The sequence below is a fragment of the Bradyrhizobium sp. USDA3010 genome (assembly GCF_056429065.1).
This window is the reverse complement of the sequence record NZ_JBWJZD010000025.1, coordinates 84310-103518: the sequence shown is the minus strand read 5'-3', so window position 1 is coordinate 103518 and position 19209 is coordinate 84310. Positions and strand designations below refer to the sequence as shown.

Here is a 19209-nt window from a genome sequence, read left to right as displayed (position 1 = left end):
AATGAGCGATCATGCCCATCCTGTCACGGTCCGAGGCGATTGGCCATTTCCGGACGCGTGCTGGCAGCGAAGCTGGCAGGCTACGACTTGCGATGCCTGGCGTTGACCGCGATCGCGGCGGCGGCGGTGCGGTTCTCGACGCCGAGCTTGGCGTAGATCTGCTCGAGGTGCTTGTCGACGGTGCGCGGGCTTAAGCCCAGGATCTGCGCGATGTCGCGGTTGGTCTTGCCCTTGGAGAGCCAGGACAGCACCTCGCCCTCGCGGGTGGTCAGGCCGAGCTCGCTGGAGAACTCGGCCGGCATGTCGCCGCTGGTGTCCTTGGCCAGCCGCAGCAGGAATTCGTTGGGACCGAGCTTGCCCATGAATTGCAGGCGAAGCTGCTCGCTGCCGGGGAATGGCGCCACGGTCGCGGTCTTCGCTCCGGCTTTGCCCTTCTGCGCCTGTTCAAGCCATTGCGGCATTGGCTCCGGCAGCACGAAATTGTCGGCGGCGTCGGCAAGCGTATCGGACAGCAATCTCTGTGCCTGCGGCGTCGCCCATAGCAGCGCGCCTGAACTGTTGACCGCGAGCAGATAGCGGCCGGAGACGTCCAGCGCGGCGCGGGCGCTCTGGGTCATCCGTGCGTTGGCGAGATGCACCCGGATGCGCGCCAGCATTTCCTCGACCACGATCGGCTTGGTGACATAGTCGACGCCGCCGGCCTCCAGCCCGCGCACGATGTGCTCGGTTTCGGCCAGCCCCGTCATGAAAATGATCGGCACGCCGTCGAGCCCGGCGTCGCGCTTCAGCCGCCGGCAGGTCTCAAAGCCATCCATGCCGGGCATCACGGCATCGAGCAGCACGATATCGGGGGTGATCTGGTCGACGATGCGCATCGCGGAGGCGCCGTCGAGTGCGACCATCACGGTCATGCCGGCGCCGTCGAGCGCGTCGGTGAGCAGGCGCAACGTCTCGGGCGAGTCGTCGACGACAAGGGCAACGTCGCGCTTTCGCTGTTCAATGGTCATAGCTGTGCAATGTTTTCAACGTCGCCATATATTGATCAAGATCGAAGCGGTCGATCAGCGTGCGCATCTGGCCGACGAAATCGGCATGTTCGGGACATTCGTTGCCGATCTCGTCGAGCTTGAGCTGGATCGCCCTGATATAGCCGAGCTGGCCGAGGCTGATCAGCTCTTCGACATACTTTACCGGCGGGCGCGAACCAGTGTCGGGCTTCCATTGCGGGGGCGGGATCTGCTCGGCCTCATACTGCCACTCGATCTTGAGCAGCTGGCGGATGCTCTCGAGCAGCCGCGGGATGTCGATCGGCTTCATGAGGTAACCGTCGTGGAACGGTTGCGCCAGCGGCGCGCCATGGGCCTCCAATGCGCTCGCGGATATCATCAGGATGCGGGCCTGGTGATGGCCTTCGGAGCGCAAGGTTTCAGCGACCGTCCAGCCGTCCATGCCCGCCATCGAGATATCGAGCAGGAACATGTCCGGCCGGCAATGCTGCGCGAGCGCAAGGCAGCCCGGCCCGTCCGGTGCACTGAGCAGGATGAAGCCGAGCGGCGCCAGGATCTCGCGCAGGAGGTCGCGGTGGGTCGGGTCGTCGTCGGTGATCAGGATCGTCTTGCGCGGGCCGTGATAACCGTACACCGGAGCGTCGACCGGCGCATCGCGGCGCGGATTGGTGACCTCGGAGAGCAGCAGCTTGACGCGGAAGGTGCTGCCGGTGCCGACCGTGCTCAAGACCTTGATGTCGCCGCCCATCACACCCGCGAGCAGGCGGCTGATGGTGAGGCCGAGCCCGGTGCCGGTCTGCGGCTGGGTGACGCCGAGCGCGCCGCGCTCGAACGGCGCGAAGATCCGTTCGAGATCGTCGGGCTGAATGCCCGGCCCGGTATCGATCACCTCGAACTCGGCGACCGGGCTGCGATAATGCACCACGAATTGCACTTTGCCGGTCTGCGTGAACTTGATCGCATTCGAGAGCAGGTTGATCAGGATTTGCCGCAGCCGCTTCTCGTCGGCATAGACCACGACCGGCAGCACGGCCGGCCGCCTGAATACGAAGTCGATGCCCTTGGCCGCGGCCTGCAGACGGAACATGCCGACCAGCTGCTCGAGGAAATCGTTCAGCCGCACCTCGTCGCGCGAAAGATAGAGGCGGCCGGCCTCGATCTTGGAGATATCAAGAATGCCGTCGATCAGTCCCGACAGATGGTCGGCGCTGCGGCGGACCACGCGCACTTGCCCGCGTGGCCGCACCGGGAGGCTGTCGTCCTGCTCCAGCAGCTGCGCATAGCCGGAGATCGCATTGAGCGGCGAGCGAAGTTCGTGACTGAGACCCACGACGTATCGGCTCTTCGCGAGATTGGCGGCCTCGGCGACTTCCTTGGCGCGCTGCAGCTCGGCGTCGGTGCGCTTGTGGGCGTCGATCTCCTGGATCAGCAGCGTGGTCTGCCGGCGGGTTTCGTCTTCCGCGGCGCGCCGGCTCTGTTGCGCCAGCACGAACAGCCAGGCGACGACGCCGATGATCAGGGTCAGCGCAAAGAACACCTTCCACAGCACGTCGGCCAATAGCTCGTTGGCATGCACGGCTGCGGTGGTCTGCAGGTAGATCAGGCCGAGCACCAGCGCCACCAGGCCGGCAGAGACCGCGAACACGCCGAGGTAATGGCCGAGCTGCGAATTAATGCGGGCGTAGATCGGCTGCGGCATCACCTTGCCCAGGGCGTCCGAGACTTGTGCGCCGATCCGTCCATGCGGCTTGCAGAGGTCGTGACAGCGCGCGTCGAGCGAGCAGCACAATGAGCAGATCGGGCCGGCATAGGCCGGGCAGGCGGCCATGTCCTCGGGCTCGAAAGCATGCTCGCAGATGCAGCACTGGATCGATTCAATGTTCTGCCAGCTCCGCTTCGGCTTGCGTGCGATGTAGTACTTGCCGCCGGTCGCCCAGGCAATGAGGGGAGCCGCGATGAAGGCGACCGCAAGCGCGACGAAGGCCGACAGCGCTTTCGCGGTCGGGCCGAACAGGCCGTAGAACGCGCTGATCGAGACCACGGTCGCGATCGTCATGGCGCCGACGCCGACCGGATTGATGTCGCAGAGATGGGCGCGCTTGAACTCGATATGCTGCGGCCGCAAGCCGAGCGGTTTATTGATGACGAGATCGGCCACCAGCGCGCCGACCCAGGCGATCGCGACGTTGGAGTAGAGCGCCAGCGTCTGCTCCAGCGCCTTGTAGACGCCGATTTCCATCAACAGCAACGCGACCACGACGTTAAAGACGAGCCACACCACGCGGCCGGGATGCGAATGGGTGAGGCGGGAGAAGAAGTTCGACCAGGCGATCGAGCCGGCGTAGGCGTTGGTGACGTTGATCTTGACCTGCGACAGGATCACGAACGTCCCGGTCAGCGCCATCGCGAGATCCGGCTGCGACAGCACGTAACGGAAGGCTTCAAGGTACATGTTCGCCGGCTCGGCCGCGTGCTCGGTCGACACGCCGTGGCTGAGCGCGAAGAAAGCGAGGAACGAGCCGGCCAGCAGCTTGAGCGCGCCGAGCACGATCCAGCCTGGACCGGCGCTCAGCAACGCGATCCACCAGGCCTTTCGCGAGGTGCGGCGGTCGCGCGGCAGGAAGCGCAGGAAGTCGACCTGCTCGCCGATCTGCGCCACCAGCGCAAACACGACGGAGGCCGCCGTGCCGAACAGCAGGAGATCGAGGTTGCCCGCGGGATCGCCGTGCTCGCCGGCGAACTTGCGCCACTCGGTGAAGGAATGCGGATTGGCCCAGGCGATCGCCGCGAACGGCATGATGTGGAGGACCACCCACAGCGGCTGGGTCCAAAGCTGAAAGCGGCTGATCAGCGTGATGCCGTAGACGACCAGCGGAATGATCACGACCGCGCTGATCAGGTAGCCGATCGGCCGCGGGATGCCGAAGCACATGTCCAGCGCGCTGGCCAGGATCACGGCCTCGATCGCGAAGAAGATGAAGGTGAAGGAGGCGTAGATCAGCGAGGTGATGGTCGAGCCGATATAGCCGAAGCCGGCGCCGCGGGTCAGCAGGTCGATATCGATGCCGCTTTTCGCGGCATGGTAGGCGATCGGCAGCCCGCAGAGGAAGATGATGACGCTGACGACCAGGATCGCGGCGGAGGCGTTCATCGCGCCGTAATTCAGCGTGATGGTGCCGCCGATCGCCTCCAGCGCGAGGAAGGAGATCGCCCCTAACGCGGTGTTGGCAACGCGGGCGGCGGACCAGCGCCGCGCGCTCTTGGCGGTGAAGCGCAGCGCGTAGTCTTCCAGCGTCTGGTTGGCGACCCATTGATTATATTGGCGCCTGACGCGGTCAATCCGCTGCCGCCCTGCCACTCGCTCTACTCCTGGTCCACGATGCTCTGATCGCGGGCAAATCCCGTACCAAAAACCTACGTCGCTATTTTGCGGTGCAGTATACGCGATCTCACGTATCAGTGCGCTGCACAAAAGTGAGCAATCCTCGCCTGATCAATAAGCGTTCTCGAACCAATGGGGTGCTCATGTCAGACGAAACCAAACCAGGCCTGAAGTCTCCGCTCCGCCGCAAGCTCTTGATGGGAATGGCGGCTTTGCCGGCTGTTTCGATGCTGGGCCGTCCCGCTTTTGCCGACGTTCCTGCAACCTCCGCGGTCAACACCACGGGTCTTGCAGTCACCGATAGCGAAGTCACGGTTGGCATCCTGCATTCGGTGACCGGCACCATGGCGATCTCCGAGACTGGATCGGTCGAGGCCGAGAAGCTGGCGATCGAGCAGATCAACGCCGCCGGCGGCGTGCTCGGCCGCAAGATCAAGTTCATCCAGGAAGACGGTGCGAGCGACTGGCCGACCTTCGCGGAAAAGGCCAAGAAGCTCCTGGTCAACGACAAATGCGCGGCCGTGATGGGCTGCTGGACCTCGGCCTCGCGCAAGGCGGTGCTGCCGGTGTTCGAGCAATACAACGGCATGCTGTACTATCCGACCTTCTATGAAGGCCTCGAGCAGTCCAAGAACGTCATCTACACCGGCCAGGAGGCGACGCAGCAGATCATCGCCGGCCTCGACTGGGTCAACAAGACCAAGGGCGCCAAGAGCTTCTATCTGCTCGGCTCGGACTACATCTGGCCGCGCACCTCGAACAAGATCGCGCGCAAGCACATCGAGAACCATCTGCAGGGTTGCAAGGTGGTCGGTGAGGAATACTTCCCGCTCGGCTCGACCCAGTTCAATTCGGTCATCAACAAGATCAAGCTGACCAAGCCCGACGTGATCTACGCGATCATCGTCGGCGGCTCCAACGTCGCGTTCTACAAGCAGCTCAAGGCGGCCGGCATCGACCTGTCGAAGCAGACGCTGCTGACCATCTCGGTGACCGAGGACGAGATCGACGGCATCGGCGGCGAGAACATCGCCGGCGCCTATGCCTGCATGAAGTACTTCCAGTCGCTCGACAATCCGAACAACAAGGCCTTCGTGCCCGCGTTCAAGAAGATGTGGGGCGAGAAGACCGTGATCGGCGACGTGACGCAGGCAGCCTATCTCGGCCCGTGGCTGTGGAAGTTGACGGTGGAGAAGGCGCAGAGCTTCGACATCGACAAGATCGCGGCGGCGTCGCCCGGCGTCGAGTTCAAGGGCGCGCCGGAAGGCTATGTCCGGATCCACGAGAACCATCATCTGTGGTCGAAGACCCGCGTCGGACGCGCCAAGGCCGATGGCCAGTATGAGCTGATCTACGAGACCGCCGATCTCGTCGAGCCGGATCCGTTCCCCAAGGGCTACCAGTGAGCCAGTAGCCCGCATGAGCGGAGCGATATGCGGGGCCGTCCCGGGTATCGCACCCGCTGATCCGGGCCACGAAGCTCCACAACGCATCGCGGCGTGGACGTCATCGTCCTCGCCACGGAACGAGCGTCGCTTGACCGGTGGCGCGTGCCCCTTGGAATGACGGAGGACCAGATGTTCGGCGACTATTCGATCAGTGATCTCGGCGCCATCCTTGCAATGCAGGGATTTGCCGGGCTCATCCTGTTCTCCGTCTATGTGCTGATGGCGCTGGGGCTTGCCATCATCTTCGGCCAGATGGGCGTCATCAACATGGCCCATGGCGAGTTCATGATCCTCGGCGCCTACGTCACCTGGATGACGTCGAACGCCGTGCAGCACGTCGCGCCCTGGCTCTTCCCCGGCTACTTCTTCATCGCGATGATCCTGGCGTTCATCGCCTCCGGCGCGCTCGGCATGCTGGTCGAATGGGCGCTGATCCGCCATCTCTACAAGCGTCCGCTCGACACGCTGCTGGCGACCTGGGGGCTCAGCCTGATCCTGCAGCAGGCCTATCGCTCGATCTTCGGAGCGCGCGAGGTCGGCGTCGAGCTGCCGGAATGGATGATGGGCTCCTGGCAGGCGACCGATTCGATCCAGATCCCGATCAACGGCATGTTCGTGATGGCGCTGACCATGCTGATCACGATCGCGGTCGCCTATGTGCTGTTCTGGTCGAGCTGGGGCAAGCAGGTGCGGGCCGTGGTGCAGAACCGCGTAATGGCAGGCGCCGTCGGCATCAATACCGAGAAGGTCGATCGCTACACCTTTGGCCTCGGTTGCGGCATCGCCGGGATTGCAGGCTCGGCCTTCACCATGATCGGCTCGACCGGGCCGACCGCCGGCCAGCTCTACATCGTCGACACCTTCCTGGTCGTCGTGTTCGGCGGCGCGGCCTCGCTGTTCGGCACCATCGCCTCCGCCTTCTCGATCTCGCAGACCCAGTCGACGCTGGAATTCTTCCTGTCGGGATCGATGGCCAAGGTGATCACGCTCTTGACCATCGTCGCGATCCTGATGGTGCGTCCGCAGGGGCTCTTCGCGCTCAAGGTCCGCAAATAAGAACAAGCAGGCAGGTCATGGTCATCAACTCGCGCTTTTTCAATCGCTCCGAACTGCTCGGCTTCCTTGCGCTCGCGGTGCTGTTGCTTCTCATCCTGCCGCTGTCGCTGGATATCTTCCGCCTCAACCTGGTCGCCAAATACCTGACCTACGCGTTCGTCGGCATCGGCCTCGTGCTGTGCTGGGGCTATGGCGGCATCCTGAGCCTGGGGCAAGGCGTGTTCTTCGGCCTCGGCGGCTACTGCATGGCGATGTACCTCAAGCTCGAGGCGTCCTCGGTCGCGAACACCAAGATCCAGTCGACGCCCGGTATTCCCGACTTCATGGACTGGAACCAGATCACGCAGCTTCCGCTGTTCTGGAAGCCGTTCCACAGCTTTCCGGTCACGCTGCTGGCGATCTTGCTGGTGCCCGCCTTCTTCGCGCTGATCATCGGCGCCGCGATGTTCAAGCGCCGGGTCGGCGGCGTGTACTTTGCGATCATCACGCAAGCGATCGCCGCGATCCTCACCATTCTGATCGTGGGGCAGCAGGGCTACACCGGCGGCATCAACGGCATCACGGATCTGCGCACGCTGCACGGCTGGGATATCCGCACCGATCACGCCAAGTTCATTCTGTATTTTGTCGAGGTTGTGTTGCTGTTCGGATGCATCGTTGCCGCGCAATTCATCCGCCTGACAAAACTCGGGCGCATCCTGGTGGCGATGAGGGAGCAGGAGGATCGCGTGCGCTTCTCCGGTTACAGCGTCGCCAACTTCAAGATCTTCGCGTTCTGTGCCGCGGCGGTGTTCGCTGCGATCGGCGGCGCCATGTTCACACTCGAGGTCGGCTTCATGTCGCCGTCCTTCGTCGGCATCGTGCCGTCGATCGAGATGGTGATCTACACCGCGGTCGGCGGTCGGATGTCGATCTTCGGCGCGGTCTGGGGCGCGTTGCTGGTCAATTTCGCCAAGACCAGCCTTTCGGAATCCTTCCCGCAGCTCTGGCTGTTCGGCCTCGGCGCGCTGTTCATCGCGGTGGTGCTGGCCTTCCCGAACGGACTCTCGGGCATCTGGGCAGACCATATCCAGCCCCGCATCGATCGCCTGTTCGCATCGCGCAAATCGAAATCGGCGGCCGGCTTGATCGCCGACGGCGCACCGGCCGAGTGAGGAGGAACCATCATGCTCGTCGGCCATCAGCCCAAGGATTTCCTGCTCGCGGTCTCCGGACTCACCGTGTCCTTTGACGGCTTCAAGGCGGTGAATGATCTCTCCTTCTATGTCGAGGAGAACGAGATCCGCGTCATCATCGGCCCGAACGGCGCCGGCAAGACCACCGTGCTCGACCTGATCTGCGGCAAGACAAGGGCCACGTCAGGCTCGATCCAGTTCCGCGGCCAGGAGCTGACCCGGCTGCGCGAGAACGAGATCGTGCAGGCCGGTGTCGGCCGCAAGTTCCAGACGCCGTCGGTGTTCGAGGACCTCACCGTGTTCGAGAACCTTGAAATCTCCTACCCGCGCGGCCGCACCGTGTTCGGCTCGCTGACTTTCCAGCGCGATGATGCGGTCAAGCAGCGGGTCGAGGAGGTCGCCGAGATGATCTTCCTGAGGGACCGCCTCAACACCTATGCCGATCAGCTCAGCCACGGCCAGAAGCAGTGGCTCGAGATCGGCATGCTGCTGATCCAGGACCCGGACCTCCTGATGCTCGACGAGCCAGTCGCCGGCATGAGCGTCTCGGAGCGCGCCAAGACCGCCGAGCTGCTCAACCGCATCATCAAGGATCGCTCGGTGCTGGTGATCGAGCACGACATGAAGTTCGTCGAGGACATCGCGCACAAGGTCACGGTGCTGCACCAGGGCCAGATCCTGTCCGAGGGGACGATGGACCACGTCAAGAACGATCCCAAGGTGATCGAAGTCTATTTGGGGCACTGATCGATGATCGAAGCGCCACGAGCGGCAGCCGCGCAGTCGGTTCACCTCTCCCCTTGTGGGAGAGGTCGGATCGCATCGCGAGATGCGATCCGGGTGAGGGGTTCCGCTCTCTCGTGGGACCGAACCCCCTCACCCGAATTGCTGCGCAATTCGACCTCTCCCCGTTGGGGAGAGGTGAAGAAGACGATCCGGCAATAGAGGACTCACATGCTGGCAATCAATGATCTTCACGTCGCCTACGGCCAGAGCGAGGTGCTGCACGGCCTCAACGTCTCAGTCGCGCCGAACGAGATCGTCGCGATCATGGGCCGCAACGGCATGGGCAAGACCACGCTGATGAAGTCGCTGATGGGCATCCTGCCGGCCAAGAGCGGCAAGGTGACCATGGACGGCACCGAGCTCGGCGCGATGAAGAGCTACGAGCGGGTGGCGAAGGGGCTCGCCTACGTGCCGCAGGGTCGCATGATCTTCTCCACCATGACGGTGAAGGAGAATATCGAGACCGGGCTCGTGGTGTCAGGCGGCTCCGAGGTGCCCGGCGACATCTATGAGCTGTTTCCGGTGCTGCTCGAGATGAAGGGCCGCCGCGGCGGCAATCTCTCGGGTGGGCAGCAGCAACAGCTCGCGATCGCCCGCGCGCTGGCGACCAAACCGAAGGTGCTGCTGCTCGACGAGCCGACCGAAGGCATCCAGCCGTCGATCATCAAGGACATGGCGCGCACCTTGAAACGGATCCGCGATGAACGGGGGTTGTCGATCGTCGTCTCCGAGCAGGTGCTCAGCTTCGCGCTCGACATCGCCGACCGTGTGCTCGTCATCGAGAACGGCGAGATCGTCCGCGACGATCCGCGCGCCAGCGTCGATGCCGCGCAGATCTCCAAATACTTGTCCGTCTAACCAGTAGCCCAAGGGGAGCATCTCGATGCCTGATACACTGATCAAGGTCGATCTCAGCAAGTCGGCCTATGAAAACGACAAGATTCACAACCGCTGGCACCCGGAGGTTCCGATCGTCGAGTGGGTCAGCCCAGGCGACGACTTCATCATCGAGACCGTCGACTGGACCGGCGGCTTCATCAAGAACAACGATTCCGCCGATGACGTGCGCGACATCGATCTGTCGATCGTGCACTTCCTGTCCGGCCCGATCGGCGTCAAGGGCGCCGAGCCCGGCGATCTCCTCGTGGTCGACCTGCTCGACGTCGGCCCCTTGAAGGAGAGCCTGTGGGGCTTCAACGGCTTCTTCTCCAAGCAGAACGGCGGCGGCTTCCTCACCGACCATTTCCCGCTGGCACAGAAGTCGATCTGGGACATCAAGGGCCTCTACACCTCGTCGCGTCACATCCCGGGCGTGAACTTCGCCGGCCTGATCCATCCCGGCCTGATCGGCTGTCTGCCCGATGCCAAGATGCTGGCGGCGTGGAATGCGCGCGAAGCCGAGCTGATCGCGACCAATCCGACCCGTGTGCCGGGTCTCGCCAATCCGCCGTTCGCGCCGACCGCGCATGCCGGCCAGGCCAAGGGTGACGTCAAGGCCAAGATCGGTCTCGAGGGCGCCCGCACCGTGCCGCCGCGCGAGCATGGCGGCAATTGCGACATCAAGGATCTCTCGCGCGGCTCGAAGATCTACTTCCCGGTCTACGTGCCGGGCGGCGGGCTCTCGATGGGCGATTTGCATTTCAGCCAGGGCGACGGCGAGATCACCTTCTGCGGCGCGATCGAGATGGCCGGCTGGCTGCACATCAAGGTCGACATCATCAAGGACGGCGTCTCGAAGTACGGCATCAAGAACCCCGTGTTCAAGCCGTCGCCGATCACGCCGAACTACAAGGACTATCTGATCTTCGAGGGCATCTCGGTCGACGAGGCCGGCAAGCAGCACTACCTCGACGTCCACATCGCCTATCGCCAGGCCTGCCTCAACGCGATCGAATATCTGAAGAAGTTCGGCTACTCCGGCGCGCAGGCCTATTCGATCCTCGGCACCGCGCCGTGTCAGGGCCACATCTCTGGCGTGGTCGACGTGCCCAACGCCTGCGCCACGCTGTGGTTGCCGACGGAAATCTTCGACTTCGACGTCATGCCGTCGTCGGCGGGACCGATCAAGCACATCAAGGGCGACGTACAGATGCCGATCTCGCCCGACAAGTGATCCTTTAAGTGATCCCTGCGCGAAGGGTGCGGGACGGCGGCGTATCGGCCGCCCCGCATCCGCCGCCAGACATCACACACGACTGCGCAAGGATTAAGGAAATGCCGATCTACGAATATCTCTGCAACGATTGCGGTCCGTTCACCGACATGCGGCCGATGGCGGAATGCGACCTGCCGCAGGATTGCCCGCAATGCGAGACGACGTCGCCGCGCGTGATCCTCACCGCGCCGGCGTTCTTCTGCATGCCCTCGGAGAAGCGCAAGGCGCACGCCACCAACGAGCAGAGCCGGCACGCGCCGAAGACGCTCGATCAGTACAAGGCCGCGCACGGCCCGGGCTGCGGCTGCTGCTCCACGGGCAAGAAGAAGCCGGCACGGTTGATGACCAAGACGAAGGGCGGCGCCAAGGGCTTTCCGACCGCGCGTCCCTGGATGATCAGCCACTGACGGCTGGGCATGATCCGGAAAAGTGCGAAGCGGTTTTCCGAGAGGATCATGCTCAAACAAGATGCTAAAGCGTGATGATTCAACACGATCTCATCGTGCTTTAGCTGATCGTCAGGCCTGTTCGGCGACCTTCAGGGCCTCGGTGCGAATCTCCTCGACCAGCCGCTCCTTCAGTGCGACGAATTCGGACGTGGTCTTGATCTTGTAGGAGCGGGGATGCGGCAGGTCGACCATGATCTCGGCCTTGATGCGGCCGGGACGCGCGCTCATCACGATGACGCGGCTGCCGAGGAAGATCGCTTCCTCGATGTCGTGGGTGACGAACAGCACCGTCTTCTGGTCGCGCTCCCAGATTCCGAGCAGCATCTCCTGCATCAGCGCACGCGTCTGGTTGTCGAGCGCGCCGAACGGTTCGTCGAGCAGCAGGATCTTCGGATCGTTGGCCAGCGCCCGGGCGATCGCGGTGCGCTGCTGCATGCCGCCCGACAGCTGCTTTGGCCAGTGGTTCTCGAAGCCCGATAGCCCGACCCGGCGGATGAACGCATCGGCGATCTCGTGGCGGTCGGCCCGCGACGCGCCGCGCTCGCGCAGGCCGAAGGCGATGTTCTCGCGCACGGTCAGCCACGGAAACAGCGTGTAGGACTGAAACACCATGCCGCGATCGGCACCGGGGCCGGTGACCTCGCGGCCATCGAGCGTGACGCGGCCGCTGGTCGGCCGGTCGAGCCCGGCGATGATCCGGAGCAGGGTGGACTTTCCGCAGCCGGAGGGGCCGAGGATGGTGACGAAGTCATTGTCGCCGACGTCAAGCGTTGTCGGCTCCAATGCCCTGGTCGGTGCGTTGCCGGCGCGCGCCGGGAAGGTTCGCGAGACCTGGTCGATCCGAAGCAGGGTCATGCGAGCTTCCATGGGAACAGCCAGGCGTTGAACGCCTTGAACAGGAAATCGGAGACCAGGCCGATCAGCCCGATGACGATGATGCCGAAGATGATCTGGCCGGTGTTGAGCAGCGCCTGGCTGTCGGTGATCATGTGCCCGATGCCGGACGATGAGCCGATCAGTTCGGCCACGATGACGTAGGTCCAGGCCCAGCCGAGCACCAGCCTGAGGATCTCGGCGATCTCGGGCGCCGCGGAGGGCAGCAGCACGCGGCGGATGACGCCGCTGTCGCCGGCGCCGAGCGTGTAGGCGGCTTCGACCAGGTCGCGCCGTGTGGCGCCGACGGTCACGGCCACCATCAGGATGATCTGAAACACCGCGCCGATGAAGATCACGAGCAGCTTTTGCAGCTCGCCGATGCCCGCCCACAGGATCAGCAGCGGGATGAAGGCCGATGCAGGCAGATAGCGGGCAAAGGATACGAATGGTTCGAGAAAGGCCTCGACCGGCTTGTAGGCCCCCATCAGCACGCCGAGCGGCACCGCGATGACGGCGGCAAGGGCAAAGCCGCCGATGACGCGCCAGATCGTCATGCCGATGTCGAACAGGAAGCCTTGCTTGGCGAGCAGCTCATAGCCTTCCTGCACCATGGTGAGCGGGTTGGCGAGGAATGTCTTCGACACATGGCCGCCGAACGTCGCCCAGGACCAGAGGGCGACGAACAGCACGAAGAAGGCGAGGCCGTAGACCACGCGCTGCGTCGATGTTGTGGGTTCGAGGGGACGCATCAAATTTGTCCGGGCGTATCTCATGCGCCAGTCCCGCCCGGCTTGTCGCGGGGCGGGACCGGCCGAAATGATGGCTGCGTTACTTGATGAAGCTGGCGTCGTAGATGTCTTCAACCTTCGGCGCGGCCTTGATGATGCCGACCTCGAGCAGGAGTTCCGCGGCATCCTTGTTGAAGCTGAGGAAGTCGCCGGCGAAGAACTTCTGATTGGCGGCCTTGTCCTGCCAGCGCAGGTACTTTGCCGAGTTGCCGAACTGCTCGCCGGACTGCTTCACGTCCGCGCCCATGATCTCATAGGCCTTGGCCTGATCCTTGGCGATCATGTCGAGCGCCTCGAAATAGCTGTCGGCCAGCGCCTGGGCCGCCTTCGGATTGTCGGTCAGGAATTTCGGTGTGCAGCCGAACGTATCCATCACGATCGGATAGTCGAGCGTGGTCGCGATGATCTTGCCCTTGTCGGGGGCGGCGCGCACCGTCGACAGGTAAGGCTCGTAGGTCATCGCGGCGTCGTTTTGGCCGGAGACGAAAGCCTGCGCCGCGGCGGCGGGCTCCAGATTGACCACGGTGACGTCCTTCACCGAGAGGCCGTTCTTCTTCAGCATCCAGGCCAGCGCGAAGTAGGGCGAGGTGCCCGGCGCCGATGCCGCGACGGTCTTGCCCTTGAGGTCCTTGATCGCGGCGACGCCGTTGCGCACGGCCATGCCGTCGGCGCCATAGCTCTTGTCGAGCTGGAAGATCTGCTTGGTCGCGACGCCGTTGGCGTTCCAGGAGATCCAGGTCTCGACCGTCGTCGCCGCGCACTGGATGTCGCCCGAAGCGATCGCGAGATGGCGGTCCTTCTGCGGAATCTTCTTCAAGGTCACGTCGAGGCCGTTCTTCTTGAAGATGCCGGCCTCTCTGGCGAGCGTCAGCGGCGCGAAGCCGGTCCACCCGGAGATGCCGACGCCGACCTTGGCGTCATCCGCGAACGCGGCGGTGGACGCGAGCAAGGCTGCGATTGCGGGCAATAGCTTGAAGGAACGCATGATTGTCGACCTCTTGGACGATGGATTGAACCTTGTTGATGTCTTCACGTCAGTGATGTCTTCACGTCGGTCGCGGCGGATTGCCGCATGAGCATGTCGGTGGCTGGTGGCCCATGATGCATTGCATGAAATATGCCGCGCAAGCCGTCTTCAGCCTCCCTTGAAGCGGGCGACCAGCCGGTGCGTGTCGCCTGGATAGTGCAACCGCACCGCCGTTACCGTGCGCGCGCTGCGCCAGGTGTAGCGGTCGATCACGAGGCAGGGCGCGCCGACCGCGATGTCGAGCGCCTTCGCGGTGCGATCGTCCGCAACGACCGCGCTGATCGTATGTTCAGCCTCGGTCCACGGCACATGATGCAGCAGCCATGATCCCGGCGGTTCGCGCGCAAAGTCTGCCGTCGCGGCCTCCGGAACCGTGGAGAGATCGATCAGCCGGTCTTCGACCGCAAACGGCACATTGTCGGCGCTGTGCCGGCAGGCAATCGCGATCACCTTGCCGGCCGTGCTCACGCCGAGCCGGGCGCGATCGGCCGCGGTCGCGGTGCGCCGCCGGCAATCGATCAGCTGATAGCCGTAGCTGCGGCCGAGCGCGGTGATCTCGGCGCGCATGTCGGCAATCTTGAGCACCGCCGACAGATGCTGCGGACGGCGTACGAATGAGCCGGCACGCCGCCGCCGCTCGATCAGGTCTGCCTGCGCCAGTTCGGACAACGCCTTGTTCACGGTCATGCGCGAGCAATGATAGCGCTCCATGAGCTGGTGTTCGAAGGGGATGCGGTGGCCCGGTGGCCATTCGCCGGTCAGGATCCGTGTCTCGATATCGAGCCGGATCCGCTTGTAGAGCGTCGGCTTTTCGGCTGCGCGCGGCTTGGCCCGATCGGAAGCGAGGCTCATGCGACGAGCCTCCGGACGCTGGCATTGAACCGCTCGCGCGCCTTGTCGCGCAGCCGGTGCCGGCCGCCTGTGACCAGTTTGTCGCCGCCGGCCCAGACGCAGTCGATCGCGTCGCTTCCGGACGCAAACAGCCAGCCGTCGAGCACGGCATCGCCCGACCGTCCCGCCAGGGATGGGTGCGCGGTATCGAGGCTGACGATATCGGCGCGCGCGCTGGGTACGAGGCCGGCGTTGGTCTGTGCCAGAGCCTGCGCGCCACCCGCGAGCGCGTGATCGAACAGCGCGCGGCCGGTGGATGCACCAGGTTGTCCGGAGAGCACGTTGCGCTCGCGGTGCTTTAGGCGCTGACCGTATTCGACTTGACGAAGTTCGTCGGCGACCCCGACCAGCACGTTGGAATCGGTCCCGATGCCGAACCGGCCGCCCGCGGCAAGGAATTCGCGCGCCGAAAAGATGCCGTCGCCGAGGCTTGCTTCGGTGACCGGGCAGAGGCCGGCAACCGCGCCGCTGCCGGCGAGCGCAGCGACTTCCCGTTCCGTCATGTGGGTCGCGTGAATCAGGCACCAGCGACGATCGACGGGCGCATGTTCGAGCAGCCATTGCACCGGCCGCTGCCCCGACCAGGCCATGCAGTCCTCCACCTCGCGCACCTGTTCGGCGGCGTGGATGTGGATCGGGTCGGTGCCGGCAAGCGGAATGATCGCCGCGAGCTCATCCGGCGCCACTGCGCGCAGGCTGTGCGGGGCGATGCCGATGTTCGCGCCAGGCAGTTTTCGAATGGCCTCGCGCGAGGCCGCCATCAGCGTGGCGAACCGATCGACCGAGCAGATGAAGCGACGCTGCCCGGCATGCGGTGCTGCGCCGCCGAACGTGCCGTGGGCATAAAAACTCGGCAGCAGCGTGAGTCCGATGCCGGAGGCCTCGGTCGCCTCCGCAATGCGCACGGCCATCTCGGCCGGATTGGCGTAAGGCGAGCCGTCCCGATCATGATGGAGATAGTGGAACTCCCCGACGCGCGTGAAGCCGCGCTCGAGCATCTCGACATAGAGCAGGGTCGCGACGGCCGCGACGTCGTCTGGCGTCATCGTCAGCGCAAAGCGATACATCGTCTCGCGCCAGGTCCAGAACGTGTCGGTCGTATCGCCGCGCAGTTCGGCAAGGCCGGCCATGCCGCGCTGAAACGCGTGGCTGTGCAGGCTAGCCAATCCCGGAACCGCCATTTGGTGACGTTCGTCGCCCGCGGCGGGGGGCACGCCTGCCGTCACCGAGGCGATCGCGCCGTCGGTGACCACGATTTGCACATCATTGGCCCAGCCCGAGGGCAGCAGCGCGAATGCGAAATGCAGTCGTGTCATTTTTCCATGCCGGCTGGACAGAACCCGGACACGATTATATGTCTAGACATATAAGTCAAGCATCCCACCTCGGGGACAATCGCATGGCAGAGCGTTTCGACCGCATCTGGCACAACGCCCGGCTCGCCACGATGCGCGGCGCCGATCTCGGCGAGATCGAGCGCGGCCTGATCGCGGCGCGCGACGGCCGCATTGTCTATGCAGGCGTGCAGTCCGACTTTCCTGTGGATGTGGACGCGGTTGAACGGATCGATTGCGGCGGCCGCTGGATCACGCCCGGGCTGGTGGATTGCCACACGCATCTCGTCTATGGCGGCAACCGCGCGCACGAGTTCGAGCTTCGCCTGAAAGGCGCGAGCTATGAGGAGATCGCGCGCGCGGGCGGCGGCATCGTCTCGACCGTTGCCGCGACGCGCAGCGCGACCGAGGCCGAGCTTGCCGCCGGCGCACTGCCACGGCTGGACGCGCTGATCGGCGAGGGGGCAACCACCATCGAGATCAAGTCCGGCTATGGCCTTAACGTTGAGACCGAGATGCGGCAACTTGCGGCGGCACGCAGCCTCGGCCGCCTGCGGCCGGTTGCGATCCGCACATCTTTCTTAGGTGCACACGCATTGCCGCCTGAAGCCAATGGCGACAAGGATCGCTACATCGATCTGGTCTGCAACGAGATGCTGCCGGCGGTGGCCAAGGCCGGCCTTGCCGACGCGGTCGACGGTTTCATGGAGGGTATCGCATTTTCCGGCGAGCAGACCGCTCGGGTGTTCGCGGCGGCGCATGCGCTCGGATTACCCGTGAAGCTGCATGCGGATCAATTGTCGAATCTCGGCGGTGCGGCGCTCGCCGCAAAATTCTCCGCGCTCTCGGCCGATCATCTGGAGCACACCGATGAAGCCGGCGCCGCCGCGATGGCCAAGAGCGGGACGGTCGCGGTGCTGCTGCCCGGTGCGTTCTATTTCATTCGCGAAACCCAGAAGCCGCCGGTCGAGTTGTTCCGCAGCCATGGCGTGAACATGGCGCTGGCGACCGACTGCAATCCCGGCAGCTCGCCGCTGACCTCGCTTCTGCTTACGATGAACATGGGCGCAACGTTGTTCCGGATGACGGTCGCCGAATGTCTCGCCGGGGTGACACGGGAAGGGGCGCGTGCACTCGGCCTGCTCGCCGAGACCGGGACGTTAGAGGCCGGCAAATGGTGCGATCTGGCGATCTGGGACATCGAACGCCCTGCCGAACTGGTCTACCGCATCGGCTTCAATCCGTTGCACGGACGGGTGTGGAGGGGCCAATGAGCGATCCGGATATCCCGATTGTCGTGACGCCCGGCACGGTCGGCCTCGACGTGCTGGCGCGCGTGCTCGCTGGCGCGCCCATCGTGCTCGATCCATCGTTCTGGCCGCGCGTCGAGGCGGCCGCGGAGATCGTGGCGAAGGCCGCGCGTATCGACGTTCCCGTCTACGGCATCAATACCGGCTTCGGTAAGCTGGCATCGACGCGCATCGCACCCGACCAGACCGCGCTGCTTCAGCGTAACCTCATCCTGTCGCACTGCTGCGGCGTTGGACCGGCCACGCCAGAACCGATCGTGCGCCTGATGATGGCGCTGAAAGTGATCTCGCTCGGGCGCGGCGCGTCCGGCGTGCGGCGTGATGTGATCGAGCAGTTGCAGGGCATGCTGGCGCGCGGCGTCTCACCGCTGGTGCCGCAGCAGGGCTCGGTCGGCGCCTCCGGCGATCTGGCGCCGCTCGCCCATATGACCGCCGTCATGATCGGGGAGGGCCAGGCATTCCTTGATGGCAAGGTCGTGCCGGGTCGTGACGCGCTTGCTGCTGCCGGCCTCGCGCCGGTAACGCTCGGTCCCAAGGAAGGGCTCGCGCTGATCAACGGCACGCAGTTTTCGACGGCCTATGCGATTTCCGGCCTGCTGCGCGCGCATCGTCTGGCGTGTGCCGCGCTGGTGACCGGTGCGCTGTCGGTCGATGCGGCGATGGCATCCACAGTGCCGTTTCGTCCTGAAATCCAGGCGTTGCGCGGCCATGATGGACAGATCGCTGCGGCCGCCACCCTGACCGCGCTGCTCGACGGCAGCGACATCAGGCAATCGCATCTCGAAGGCGACGAGCGCGTGCAGGACCCGTATTGCCTGCGCTGCCAGCCGCAAGTTGCAGGCGCGGTGCTCGACCTGCTCGTGCACGCCGCGCGCGTGCTGACCATTGAAGCCAATGCCGTGACGGATAACCCGCTGGTCCTGGTCGATACAGGCGAGATCGTCTCAGGCGGCAATTTTCATGCTGAGCCGGTGGCGTTCGCTGCCGACCAGATCGCGCTGGCGCTCTCGGAGATCGGCGCCACCAGCGAGCGCCGGATCGCGACCCTCGTCGACCCCGCCTTGAACTTCGGCTTGCCGCCGTTCCTGACACCCGAGCCCGGCATCAATTCCGGATTCATGATTGCCGAGGTGACGGCGGCGGCGCTCTATGCAGAGAATAAGCAGCGCGCGATGCCGTGCTCGATCGATTCCACGCCGACAAGCGCCAATCAGGAAGATCATGTCTCGATGGCCGCGCATGCCGCGCGCCGGTTGTCCGACATGGCCGACAACCTCGCGGCCATCCTCGGTATCGAGCTTCTGGTCGCAGCGCAAGGCATCACCCTGCGTGCGCCGCATGCGACCAGCGCGCCACTCGCTGCGGTCATTGCCGCGCTGCGCGAGCACGTTCCGGCGCTCGCCGCGGACCGCTACATGGCCGACGATCTCGCGCGGGCCGCGTCGCTGATCGAAGCCGACACGTTGCCCGCCGCTGCGCTCGCGGTCCTTCCGTCCGATCCGTTTCCAAAACTTGCTTAGCCGAC

General features: G+C 64.5%; 16 protein-coding genes. 9 read left to right on the top strand and 7 right to left on the bottom strand.

Going from position 1 to position 19209, the window contains the following annotated elements:
• Positions 1-80: 80 nt before the first annotated feature.
• Both AC066Y_RS30320 and AC066Y_RS30315 read right to left on the bottom strand, forming a co-directional pair.
• Positions 81-1007, bottom strand: a complete 927-nt coding sequence (locus AC066Y_RS30320; protein ID WP_176532321.1) for a response regulator transcription factor — start codon at positions 1005-1007, stop codon at positions 81-83.
• On the bottom strand, positions 997-4365 hold the full coding sequence (locus tag AC066Y_RS30315) for a hybrid sensor histidine kinase/response regulator (RefSeq protein ID WP_478277062.1): 3369 nt from the start codon (positions 4363-4365) through the stop codon (positions 997-999). The genes AC066Y_RS30320 and AC066Y_RS30315 overlap by 11 nt, the downstream gene beginning before the upstream one ends.
• Positions 4366-4532: 167 nt before the next feature.
• On the opposite strand from AC066Y_RS30315, the gene urtA reads away from it, so the two are divergent.
• From urtA to AC066Y_RS30280, 7 genes are all read left to right on the top strand, one after another.
• Positions 4533-5795 (top strand): urea ABC transporter substrate-binding protein, encoded by a 1263-nt coding sequence (urtA, locus tag AC066Y_RS30310; protein WP_028331438.1) that lies wholly within the window; start codon positions 4533-4535, stop codon positions 5793-5795.
• Positions 5796-5966: 171 nt separating this feature from the next.
• Positions 5967-6893, top strand: a complete 927-nt coding sequence (urtB, locus tag AC066Y_RS30305; RefSeq protein WP_092125363.1) for an urea ABC transporter permease subunit UrtB — start codon at positions 5967-5969, stop codon at positions 6891-6893.
• Positions 6894-6910: 17 nt separating this feature from the next.
• Positions 6911-8047, top strand: coding sequence for an urea ABC transporter permease subunit UrtC (gene urtC / locus AC066Y_RS30300; RefSeq protein WP_478277061.1), 1137 nt, complete (start codon positions 6911-6913; stop codon positions 8045-8047).
• Between the two features lie 12 nt (positions 8048-8059).
• A complete protein-coding gene (urtD, locus tag AC066Y_RS30295) occupies positions 8060-8815 on the top strand; it encodes an urea ABC transporter ATP-binding protein UrtD (protein ID WP_478277060.1) in 756 nt (251 codons plus the stop codon).
• Positions 8816-9022: 207 nt separating this feature from the next.
• The gene (gene urtE, locus AC066Y_RS30290) at positions 9023-9712 is read left to right on the top strand and encodes an urea ABC transporter ATP-binding subunit UrtE (protein WP_050400072.1); all 690 of its coding nucleotides are present in this window, start codon (positions 9023-9025) and stop codon (positions 9710-9712) included.
• A 25-nt stretch (positions 9713-9737) separates the two neighbouring features.
• Positions 9738-10967, top strand: a complete 1230-nt coding sequence (fmdA, locus tag AC066Y_RS30285) for a formamidase (protein ID WP_092125366.1) — start codon at positions 9738-9740, stop codon at positions 10965-10967.
• A gap of 101 nt (positions 10968-11068) precedes the next feature.
• Positions 11069-11416, top strand: a complete 348-nt coding sequence (locus AC066Y_RS30280) for an FmdB family zinc ribbon protein (RefSeq protein WP_478277059.1) — start codon at positions 11069-11071, stop codon at positions 11414-11416.
• A 111-nt stretch (positions 11417-11527) separates the two neighbouring features.
• Here AC066Y_RS30280 and AC066Y_RS30275 read toward each other — a convergent pair whose 3' ends face one another.
• The 5 genes from AC066Y_RS30275 to AC066Y_RS30255 form a co-directional block, all read right to left on the bottom strand.
• Positions 11528-12313, bottom strand: coding sequence for an ABC transporter ATP-binding protein (locus AC066Y_RS30275; protein WP_478277058.1), 786 nt, complete (start codon positions 12311-12313; stop codon positions 11528-11530).
• Positions 12310-13083: an ABC transporter permease gene (locus tag AC066Y_RS30270; RefSeq protein WP_478277057.1), complete on the bottom strand. Its 774-nt coding sequence runs from the start codon at positions 13081-13083 to the stop codon at positions 12310-12312. Before AC066Y_RS30270 ends, AC066Y_RS30275 begins: the two co-directional genes overlap by 4 nt.
• A gap of 79 nt (positions 13084-13162) precedes the next feature.
• The gene (locus tag AC066Y_RS30265; protein WP_478277056.1) at positions 13163-14107 is read right to left on the bottom strand and encodes an ABC transporter substrate-binding protein; all 945 of its coding nucleotides are present in this window, start codon (positions 14105-14107) and stop codon (positions 13163-13165) included.
• A 150-nt stretch (positions 14108-14257) separates the two neighbouring features.
• On the bottom strand, positions 14258-15001 hold the full coding sequence (gene hutC / locus AC066Y_RS30260) for a histidine utilization repressor (RefSeq protein ID WP_478277055.1): 744 nt from the start codon (positions 14999-15001) through the stop codon (positions 14258-14260).
• The gene (locus tag AC066Y_RS30255; RefSeq protein ID WP_478277054.1) at positions 14998-16356 is read right to left on the bottom strand and encodes a formimidoylglutamate deiminase; all 1359 of its coding nucleotides are present in this window, start codon (positions 16354-16356) and stop codon (positions 14998-15000) included. Before AC066Y_RS30255 ends, hutC begins: the two co-directional genes overlap by 4 nt.
• Positions 16357-16439: 83 nt before the next feature.
• On the opposite strand from AC066Y_RS30255, the gene hutI reads away from it, so the two are divergent.
• Complete coding sequence (gene hutI, locus AC066Y_RS30250) at positions 16440-17648, top strand: imidazolonepropionase (protein WP_478277053.1); 1209 nt, start codon at positions 16440-16442, stop codon at positions 17646-17648.
• Positions 17645-19204, top strand: a complete 1560-nt coding sequence (gene hutH / locus AC066Y_RS30245; RefSeq protein WP_478277052.1) for a histidine ammonia-lyase — start codon at positions 17645-17647, stop codon at positions 19202-19204. Before hutI ends, hutH begins: the two co-directional genes overlap by 4 nt.
• Positions 19205-19209 lie beyond the last annotated feature (5 nt).

Coding starts and splice junctions, on each gene's coding strand:
- AC066Y_RS30265 (WP_478277056.1), bottom strand. CDS start 14,107: ATGCGTTCCTTCAAGCTATTGCCCGCAATCGCAGCCTTGCTCGCGTCC.
- AC066Y_RS30320 (WP_176532321.1), bottom strand. CDS start 1,007: ATGACCATTGAACAGCGAAAGCGCGACGTTGCCCTTGTCGTCGACGAC.
- fmdA (WP_092125366.1), top strand. CDS start 9,738: ATGCCTGATACACTGATCAAGGTCGATCTCAGCAAGTCGGCCTATGAA.
- hutC (WP_478277055.1), bottom strand. CDS start 15,001: ATGAGCCTCGCTTCCGATCGGGCCAAGCCGCGCGCAGCCGAAAAGCCG.
- AC066Y_RS30280 (WP_478277059.1), top strand. CDS start 11,069: ATGCCGATCTACGAATATCTCTGCAACGATTGCGGTCCGTTCACCGAC.
- AC066Y_RS30270 (WP_478277057.1), bottom strand. CDS start 13,083: ATGCGTCCCCTCGAACCCACAACATCGACGCAGCGCGTGGTCTACGGC.
- urtB (WP_092125363.1), top strand. CDS start 5,967: ATGTTCGGCGACTATTCGATCAGTGATCTCGGCGCCATCCTTGCAATG.
- hutI (WP_478277053.1), top strand. CDS start 16,440: ATGGCAGAGCGTTTCGACCGCATCTGGCACAACGCCCGGCTCGCCACG.
- urtA (WP_028331438.1), top strand. CDS start 4,533: ATGTCAGACGAAACCAAACCAGGCCTGAAGTCTCCGCTCCGCCGCAAG.
- hutH (WP_478277052.1), top strand. CDS start 17,645: ATGAGCGATCCGGATATCCCGATTGTCGTGACGCCCGGCACGGTCGGC.
- AC066Y_RS30275 (WP_478277058.1), bottom strand. CDS start 12,313: ATGACCCTGCTTCGGATCGACCAGGTCTCGCGAACCTTCCCGGCGCGC.
- AC066Y_RS30255 (WP_478277054.1), bottom strand. CDS start 16,356: ATGACACGACTGCATTTCGCATTCGCGCTGCTGCCCTCGGGCTGGGCC.
- urtC (WP_478277061.1), top strand. CDS start 6,911: ATGGTCATCAACTCGCGCTTTTTCAATCGCTCCGAACTGCTCGGCTTC.
- urtE (WP_050400072.1), top strand. CDS start 9,023: ATGCTGGCAATCAATGATCTTCACGTCGCCTACGGCCAGAGCGAGGTG.
- urtD (WP_478277060.1), top strand. CDS start 8,060: ATGCTCGTCGGCCATCAGCCCAAGGATTTCCTGCTCGCGGTCTCCGGA.